The organism is Ruegeria sp. BA12, from assembly GCF_056539625.1.
On record NZ_JBQFVF010000005.1, the window covers coordinates 265,835 to 273,513 of the forward strand.

The 7,679-nt window shown below is 58.9% G+C and carries 9 protein-coding genes; 3 read left to right on the top strand and 6 right to left on the bottom strand.

Annotation, left to right across the window (positions count from 1 at the left end):
- Positions 1-17: 17 nt before the first annotated feature.
- The 6 genes from ACR0B0_RS12560 to ACR0B0_RS12585 form a co-directional block, all read right to left on the bottom strand.
- The gene (locus ACR0B0_RS12560) at positions 18-947 is read right to left on the bottom strand and encodes an electron transfer flavoprotein subunit alpha/FixB family protein (RefSeq protein WP_170350399.1); all 930 of its coding nucleotides are present in this window, start codon (positions 945-947) and stop codon (positions 18-20) included.
- Complete coding sequence (locus tag ACR0B0_RS12565; RefSeq protein ID WP_170350401.1) at positions 947-1,705, bottom strand: electron transfer flavoprotein subunit beta/FixA family protein; 759 nt, start codon at positions 1,703-1,705, stop codon at positions 947-949. Before ACR0B0_RS12565 ends, ACR0B0_RS12560 begins: the two co-directional genes overlap by 1 nt.
- 163 nt (positions 1,706-1,868) lie before the next feature.
- A complete protein-coding gene (locus tag ACR0B0_RS12570) occupies positions 1,869-2,441 on the bottom strand; it encodes a cob(I)yrinic acid a,c-diamide adenosyltransferase (RefSeq protein ID WP_480648028.1) in 573 nt (190 codons plus the stop codon).
- The gene (locus ACR0B0_RS12575; RefSeq protein ID WP_480648030.1) at positions 2,442-2,645 is read right to left on the bottom strand and encodes a twin transmembrane helix small protein; all 204 of its coding nucleotides are present in this window, start codon (positions 2,643-2,645) and stop codon (positions 2,442-2,444) included. It abuts the gene before it with no gap.
- A gap of 80 nt (positions 2,646-2,725) precedes the next feature.
- On the bottom strand, positions 2,726-3,553 hold the full coding sequence (locus ACR0B0_RS12580; protein ID WP_170350407.1) for an SDR family NAD(P)-dependent oxidoreductase: 828 nt from the start codon (positions 3,551-3,553) through the stop codon (positions 2,726-2,728).
- Between the two features lie 69 nt (positions 3,554-3,622).
- Positions 3,623-4,231, bottom strand: coding sequence for an SH3 domain-containing protein (locus ACR0B0_RS12585; RefSeq protein ID WP_254428538.1), 609 nt, complete (start codon positions 4,229-4,231; stop codon positions 3,623-3,625).
- 203 nt (positions 4,232-4,434) lie between these two features.
- Here ACR0B0_RS12585 and ACR0B0_RS12590 point away from each other — a divergent pair, with 203 nt between their 5' ends.
- The 3 genes from ACR0B0_RS12590 to ACR0B0_RS12600 all read left to right on the top strand — a co-directional run.
- The gene (locus ACR0B0_RS12590; protein ID WP_480648032.1) at positions 4,435-6,783 is read left to right on the top strand and encodes a DNA topoisomerase IV subunit A; all 2,349 of its coding nucleotides are present in this window, start codon (positions 4,435-4,437) and stop codon (positions 6,781-6,783) included.
- A gap of 98 nt (positions 6,784-6,881) precedes the next feature.
- Positions 6,882-7,475: a hypothetical protein gene (locus ACR0B0_RS12595; protein ID WP_170360073.1), complete on the top strand. Its 594-nt coding sequence runs from the start codon at positions 6,882-6,884 to the stop codon at positions 7,473-7,475.
- A 113-nt stretch (positions 7,476-7,588) separates the two neighbouring features.
- Positions 7,589-7,679 (top strand): GTP-binding protein (locus ACR0B0_RS12600; protein ID WP_215675807.1); only part of this gene is annotated, 91 nt, incomplete at its 3' end.

Here is a 7,679-nt window from a genome sequence, read left to right on the forward strand (position 1 = left end):
AAAATCTTTTCCTGCTATCAGCCAAGCTTTTCGGTCAGTTCTGGCACGGCCTGGAACAGGTCGGCAACCAGTCCGAAGTCTGCGACCTGGAAGATCGGTGCTTCTTCGTCCTTGTTGATCGCGACGATGACCTTGCTGTCCTTCATACCGGCCAGGTGCTGGATCGCACCCGAGATACCGACGGCGACATACAGGTCCGGGGCAACAACCTTACCGGTCTGCCCAATCTGCCAGTCGTTCGGCGCATAGCCCGAATCGACCGCCGCGCGCGAGGCACCAACCGCCGCGCCCAACTTGTCGGCCAGACCTTCGATCAGTTTGAAATCGTCTTCCGAGCCGACACCACGTCCGCCCGAGACAACGACCCCAGCCGAAGTCAGTTCCGGCCGGTCGCTTTCGGCGACCTTGTCCTCGACCCAGGACGACAGGCCTTCGGAGCCCGGAACCGAAACGGTCTCGACCGCGGCCGATCCGCCTTCGCCCGCCGCGTCAAAGCTGGCGGTCCGCAGAGTGACAACCTTTTTGGCGTCGTTCGATTTCACAGTCTGGATGGCGTTGCCCGCATAGATCGGGCGCTCGAAGGTCGAGCCGTCGACCACACCCGACGCGTCCGAGATCACCATCACGTCCAGCAGCGCGGCAACGCGCGGCATCACGTTCTTGGCGTCGGTGGTGGCAGGGGCAACGATGTGCTCATACCCGTCGGCCAGCGACACGATCAGTGCGGCGGTCGATTCCGCCAGGCGGTGGCCCAGCGAGTCGTCTTCGGCAACCAGAACCTTGGACACACCGTCGATCTTGGCAGCGGCTTCTCCAGCAGCAGCGGCGGAACCGCCAGCGGCCAGAACGGTAATGTCGCCCAGAGCCTTGGCGGCATTGACGGCCTTGGCGGTGGCGTCCAGCGCCAGCTCGCCATTGTTAACCTCGGCAAGAAGAAGAACAGCCATTACACAGCCCCCGCATCTTTGAGTTTCGTAACCAGCTCATCAACCGAGCCAACAATGATGCCCGCAGCACGCGCCGGCGGCTCTTCGGTCTTGACGATCTCAAGGCGCGGGGAAACGTCTACGCCGTAATCGGCAGCGGTCTTCTCCTCCAGCGGCTTCTTCTTCGCCTTCATGATGTTGGGCAGCGACGCATAGCGCGGCTCGTTCAGGCGCAGATCAACGGTCACGATGGTCGGCATCTTGACGCTGATGGTCTGCAGGCCGCCGTCCACCTCGCGGGTGATCTTGGCGGCGTCGCCTTCGATGTCCAGCTCGGACGCGAAGGTGCCTTGCGACCAACCCAGCAGGGCCGACAGCATCTGGCCGGTGGCGTTCATGTCATTATCGATCGCCTGCTTGCCGCACAGCACGATGCCCGGCTGCTCTTCTTCGACCACCTTGGCCAGGATCTTGGCGACGGCCAGCGGCTCGATGTCTTGATGCACGTCATCGGCGGCCACAACCAGAATGGCGCGGTCGGCGCCCATGGCCAGCGCGGTCCGCAGGGTTTCTTGCGCCTGCTTGACGCCAATCGAAACGGCTACAACCTCTTCCGCCTTGCCGGCTTCTTTCAGGCGGATCGCCTCTTCCACCGCAATCTCGTCGAACGGGTTCATCGACATTTTGACATTGGCGAGATCAACTCCGCTACCGTCCGCTTTCACGCGAACCTTCACATTGTAGTCAATCACGCGTTTGACAGGCACGAGTACCTTCATTTTAGCGCTTGCTCCTCACAAAAAACGGTAAGCCGCGTTGCGACTCCACCAATGCTCTCGGACGACTGAATAACGTCTGAATTCGCCCTGCAACAGACCAAAATCGTCACGTCATGGGTTTGGGACGTCGCGTTTCGTGCTTTTTGACGTTATGGTCCGCGACTTAGCGGTTCGCCCCCGGAACCCAAAGCACATCGCGCGTGCCGTTTTCATTGGCGCAACGTGCGGCGACGAAGAACCAGTCGCTGAGACGGTTGAGGTATTTCACCGCAACCGTGTTCACCGGTTCCATATTGGTCAGCTCTACCGCCAGCCGTTCGGCCCGGCGTGAAACAGTGCGGCACACGTGAAGATGTGCCGCCAGACGCGAACCACCCGGCAGAATGAAGCTGCGCAGCGGCTCCAATGCTTCGTTCATGGCGTCGATTTCCGCTTCCAACCGGTTGATCTGGGCTGGCACGACGCGCAGCGGGGGATAGTCGGCCTCGGCATCCTTTTCCATGTCGGGACGGCAGAAATCGGCGCCCAAGTCGAACAAATCGTTCTGGATACGGGACAGGGCGGCTTCGACATCGCCCTCGGCTTCGGTGCGGGCCACGCCAACAAATGCGTTCAACTCGTCAACAGTGCCATAGGCAGCAACACGGCCGGAATACTTTGCAACGCGCTCACCATTACCCAGAGCGGTTTTGCCGTCATCGCCAGTGCGAGTGTAAATCTTGTTGAGAACGACCATCTATTGGGCTCCTTGTCCACGCAACCAGACGTAAAGCACGATCAGCACTACGGCAATGAACTGAAACAGGATGCGCAGGCGCATCATCTTGTTGCTTTTCATCGCGGCCTCTTTACCGCTTTTGCCAAAGTTTGAGATGCCAATCGCCAGCACGACGACAACAGTCGCCATGGCCAACAGCAAAACGACCATCATTAGGTCCATGGGTACACCGTCCGCGTTTTTTGTTTCCTTGGGCTATCATCTAGCCCCGTAGGTGTGAAAAGCGAACGGGTAATATTGCCTCAGACGTCCGACAGAATGCGATCAATCGTGCGGGTCGGCAGAAAGCGGCGCAGGTATCCGGCGATGTAAGTCGGCGTCGTCACATAGTATCGCGCGCGTGGCCGTTTTGATTCGACCGCATGGGCCAGCTTGTCGGTTACCGCCGACGCGGGTAGTTCGAACCGATCCGGCCCCGAGGATTCGTACAGTCTTTTCAACAACGAAGATTCGTACCGCTCTCGCAGGGGCGAGTTCTGCCAGTTGATGAATTTTTCAAAGAAGGGGATCGAGTTTTCGCGGATTTTCGAGGTGATCGGGCCGGGCTCGATCAGGATAACCTTGATGTCGGTATCTGCCAGTTCCAGGCGCAGCGTGTCCGTCAGACCTTCGACCGCGTATTTTGTGGCCACATAGGCGCCGCGCCAGGGATAGGCAACCAGGCCCAGCACGGACGAGTTCTGAACGATTCGCCCATGTCCTTGCGCCCGCATGGCTGGAATCACCTGCCGGGTCAGCTCGTGCCAGCCAAAGAAATTGGCCTCGAAAATTGCGCGCAAGCCATCCGTCGGCAAATCCTCGACCGCACCGGGCAGGCCATGCGCGCCATTGTTGAACAACGCATCCAGCGTGCCACCCGTCGCCTCAAACACCGAAGCCAGCCCCGCGGTGATGCTGTCGGCGTCGGTGTAATCAATATGCGGGCTTTCAAACCCTTGAGCCCGCAGCCGGTCGCAATCTCGCTGCTGACGGCAGGAGGCAAACACCCGCCAACCTCGGGCGCGCATGCCGTGCGCCGCATCTAGTCCAATGCCCGAGGAGCAGCCGGTGATAAGAATGGTCTTTTGCATGGTCTTCCTGAATCTGAACCTGATCTATAGCTATGGCGAGGTTCAGGTCAGGACAATGACACGGCTGCGTCAGTTCGCGATTTTTCGCACCAGCGAGGCCGAAATCCATCCGACCTGTTGCTGAGGCAACACGCGCAGGCGCAGCCAGCCGGTTCCGGATTCGCTTAGTACTTCGACCTTCTGACCGATGGTGGCCTTGCCGACAATCGGATAGATCGTACCCGGCCCGTCGCGCATGTTCACGCGGGTTCCCGAAATCTCGCGAATGTCTTTTTCGGGCTCGGGGATGGCGGGTGTTTCGGCCACATCTTCCTGCACGTCATCCGTGATCTGGCGCAGCCCGGCGACACCGTCCTCAAGCGAAGCAAGCGTGATGTTGGCGTCTTGGTCCGCGAAAACCGTAATGGTTGAGAAAGACCCCAGCGTGGCATCATCGGCCACAAATTCAACCACCTCTTCCACGGCGGGCTTGGGTTGCACACGTGCAGTTGGCGCACGAACTGCGACATTGGTCACAAGCTCTTCGGCCTGGGCAGGAGCAATGGTTTGCGTCGGGGCGGTTGCAATGCGAGCGGGTTGCTCGGCACGCAGGCCACGCGGTTCGAAATCCGGCCCGCCGCTCATTACGTAAAAGCACCAACCAAGTGCAGCGAAGGTAAAAACAACAAGGCGCGTCATGGCGCATCCCCCAGGGTCAATCGTAAGATACAAGAAATAGGCAGCAGTCTAATCTAGTCAGCGTACCATATTTCAGGGTCCAAGTCGAAAGACGGGGGAAATCGGGGGGTTGCCTCCCCCTGTTGCAAAAAGCGCCACTTGTCCCCAGTAAAATGCGTGCTGCTCGCTTTACCAGCGCGCGGTTGCGGCGTATCACATCATGTATGACCGATACGATCGACGACCCCAACATGGAGGCCCCCGACAACGGGGGCGAGATAGCCGAACCGCTACGCCGCGCGATTGGCGAACGCTATCTGACCTATGCTTTGTCCACCATCATGCACCGGGCGCTGCCTGATGCGCGCGACGGGCTGAAGCCGGTTCACCGGCGAATCCTGTATGCGATGCGCGAGTTGCGACTCAGTGCGACGGGTGGTTTCCGGAAGTCTGCGAAGATTTCCGGCGACGTGATGGGCAACTATCACCCGCACGGCGACGCCGCGATTTACGATGCGATGGCGCGTCTGGCGCAGGACTTCAACGTCCGTTACCCGCTGGTCGACGGGCAGGGGAACTTCGGCAATATCGATGGTGATAACCCGGCGGCCTCGCGATACACCGAGGCACGGATGACCATCGTCGCCGAGGCGCTGCTTGAGGGTCTGAACGAGGACGCCGTCGATTTCCGCGATAACTATGACGGCACGCTGACCGAACCGGTCGTGCTGCCCGCGCAGTTTCCGAACCTGCTGGCCAATGGCTCCAGCGGCATCGCGGTCGGTATGGCGACAAACATTCCGCCGCATAACATCGCCGAGCTGTGTGACGCCTGCCTGCATTTGATCAAAACACCAGACGCGCGTGACGACACCCTGCTGAACTATGTGCCCGGCCCCGATTTCCCGACCGGTGGCGTCATTGTCGAGCCGCCCGAGAATATCGCGCAGGCCTATCGCACCGGGCGCGGGTCCTTCCGTCTGCGCTGTAAGTTCGAGGTTGAGGATCTGGGCCGTGGCCAGTGGCAGATCATTGTCACTGAGATTCCGTATCAGGTTCAGAAATCCAAGCTGATCGAAAAGATCGCCGAGCTTATCCAGACCAAGAAAATTCCAATTCTCGCTGATGTGCGCGACGAATCTGCTGATGACATCCGCCTGATACTTGAGCCGCGTTCCAAGAATGTGGACCCCGAGGTGCTGATGGGCATGCTCTATCGCAACTCGGACCTTGAGGTGCGGTTCAGCCTGAACATGAACGTGCTGATCGACGGGGTCACGCCCAAGGTCTGCTCGATGAAGGAAGTCCTGCGCGCCTTCCTCGATCATCGGCAAGAGGTGCTGCTGCGACGTTCGCGTCACCGTATGGCCAAGATCGACCACCGCCTTGAGGTGTTGGAAGGCTTTATCGTCGCCTTCCTGAACCTCGACCGTGTGATCGACATTATCCGCTACGACGACGACCCCAAAGCCGCGCTGATGCGCGAGGACTGGGGGATCGATCATGTCCGTGCCACAAGTGAGGCCGACTATGTCTCACCCAAACCGGGTGAGGGCGAGCTGTCCGAGGTTCAGGTCGACGCGATCCTCAACATGCGCCTGCGCAGCTTGCGCCGTCTGGAAGAGATGGAACTGGTGCGCGAGCGCGACGCGTTGATGATGGAGCGCGCCAATCTTGAGGACTTGCTGGCCGATCCGGCCTTGCAATGGGCCAAGATCGCCGAGCAGTTGAGAGAGACCAGAAAGACCTTTGGCAAAGATTACGAAGGCGGCGCGCGCCGTACCCAGTTTGCCGAAGCCGGACAGGTTGAAGAGGTTCCCCTTGAGGCGATGATCGATAAGGAACCGATCACGGTCGTCTGCTCTCAGATGGGCTGGATTCGCGCCATGACCGGGCATATCGACCTGAAGCGAGAGTTGAAATTCAAGGATGGCGACGGCCCGCGTTTCATCTTCCACGCGGAAACGACGGATAGGCTGCTGGTGTTTGCCTCGAACGGGCGGTTTTACACGGTCAGCGCCGCCAACCTGCCCGGCGGGCGAGGCATGGGCGAGCCGCTGCGTCTGATGGTCGATCTACCGAACGAGGCGCAGATCATCGACATCCTGATCCATAAACCCGGGCGCAAGCTGCTTGTGGCCTCGGATGCGGGTAACGGGTTCATGGTGCCCGAGGATGAGGTGCTGGCCCAGACCCGCAACGGTAAACAGGTGCTGAACGTCAAAGGCGAAGAAACCGCAATGATCTGTAAGCCCATCGATGGCGATCACGTGGCGGTGGTGTCTCAGAACGGTAAGTTCCTGGTCTTCCCAACCGATGAATTGCCCGAGATGACCCGCGGCAAAGGCGTGCGTCTGCAGAAATACAACATGGCGCGTGGACGGCAGGGCACACTTGAGTTGGATGGCGGCTTGTCCGACCTGACCACCTTCAACTGGGAAGAGGGTCTCAAGTGGTCGATGGGTGGGGATAAAACCCGGCACGAGGCGGATATGTCCCAATGGCTCGCCAAGCGCGCCAGTGTTGGGAAAAAGCCACCCTATGGTTTCCCGCGTGACTATAAATTCTCGTGAATATGCGCTGGGCGCAGGTAGAATTTCGCTGATACGGCTTGGCACAGGCCGTATCGGTGCGCTAGACCAAAGAAAAACAGGCCTATCGAGATGAACCTATGCTGCGCATTCTGACTTTGATCACCGGATTGGCCCTTATGGGCGCCTGCACGCAAACGCAGCTTTATGAAGAGCCGGAATCGCTGGGCGAATTCAAGTTGCGGGTCAATTATGCCTTTGCTGACAAGGCGGTGCAGGGGCCGGTCAGCCGCGATGCCACACCGGATGAATGGACCGCTGCTATTCAGAACGCAGTTGATATTCGGCTGGGTCGCTATGAAGGCGTACAGGAATACGACATCGGTATCAGCCTCGAAGGCTATATGCTTGCGCCTCCGGGTATCCCGGTCATCTATAATCCGAAAAGCACGGCCATTGTCCTGGTCAACGTCTATGACGTGAACAAAAAAGAGTTCCTTGCCAAGGGCAAGCAGTTCCAGGTTCTCGAGGACACGACCGGCGGCAGTGCTTTGAAGGGCTCTGGCCACGAACGGACCAAAGAAGAGCAGATGAGCGGGCTTGCATTGAAGGTCGCGGACCGTGTCGAGGAATGGTTGGCCGAGGAACACAAAGACAATGGCTGGTTTGATCGTCGTCCAGACCTGATCCAACCGCTCGAATCCGGTGTTGTTACGCAAAATCCGGCATCTTAACCTGCTTTTTACGCAGGATGTGCTTGATTTTCCCCTTTGAACCAAATATCTCGCGCGCGCAGATGTAACCACGGGACCAAGGGTCCCCCAAATCGCAAAAGGGCGCCTGAGGAATGGCAAAGGAAAAGTTTGAGCGTACAAAACCGCACGTCAACATCGGCACGATTGGGCACGTTGACCACGGTAAAACCACGCTGACCGCAG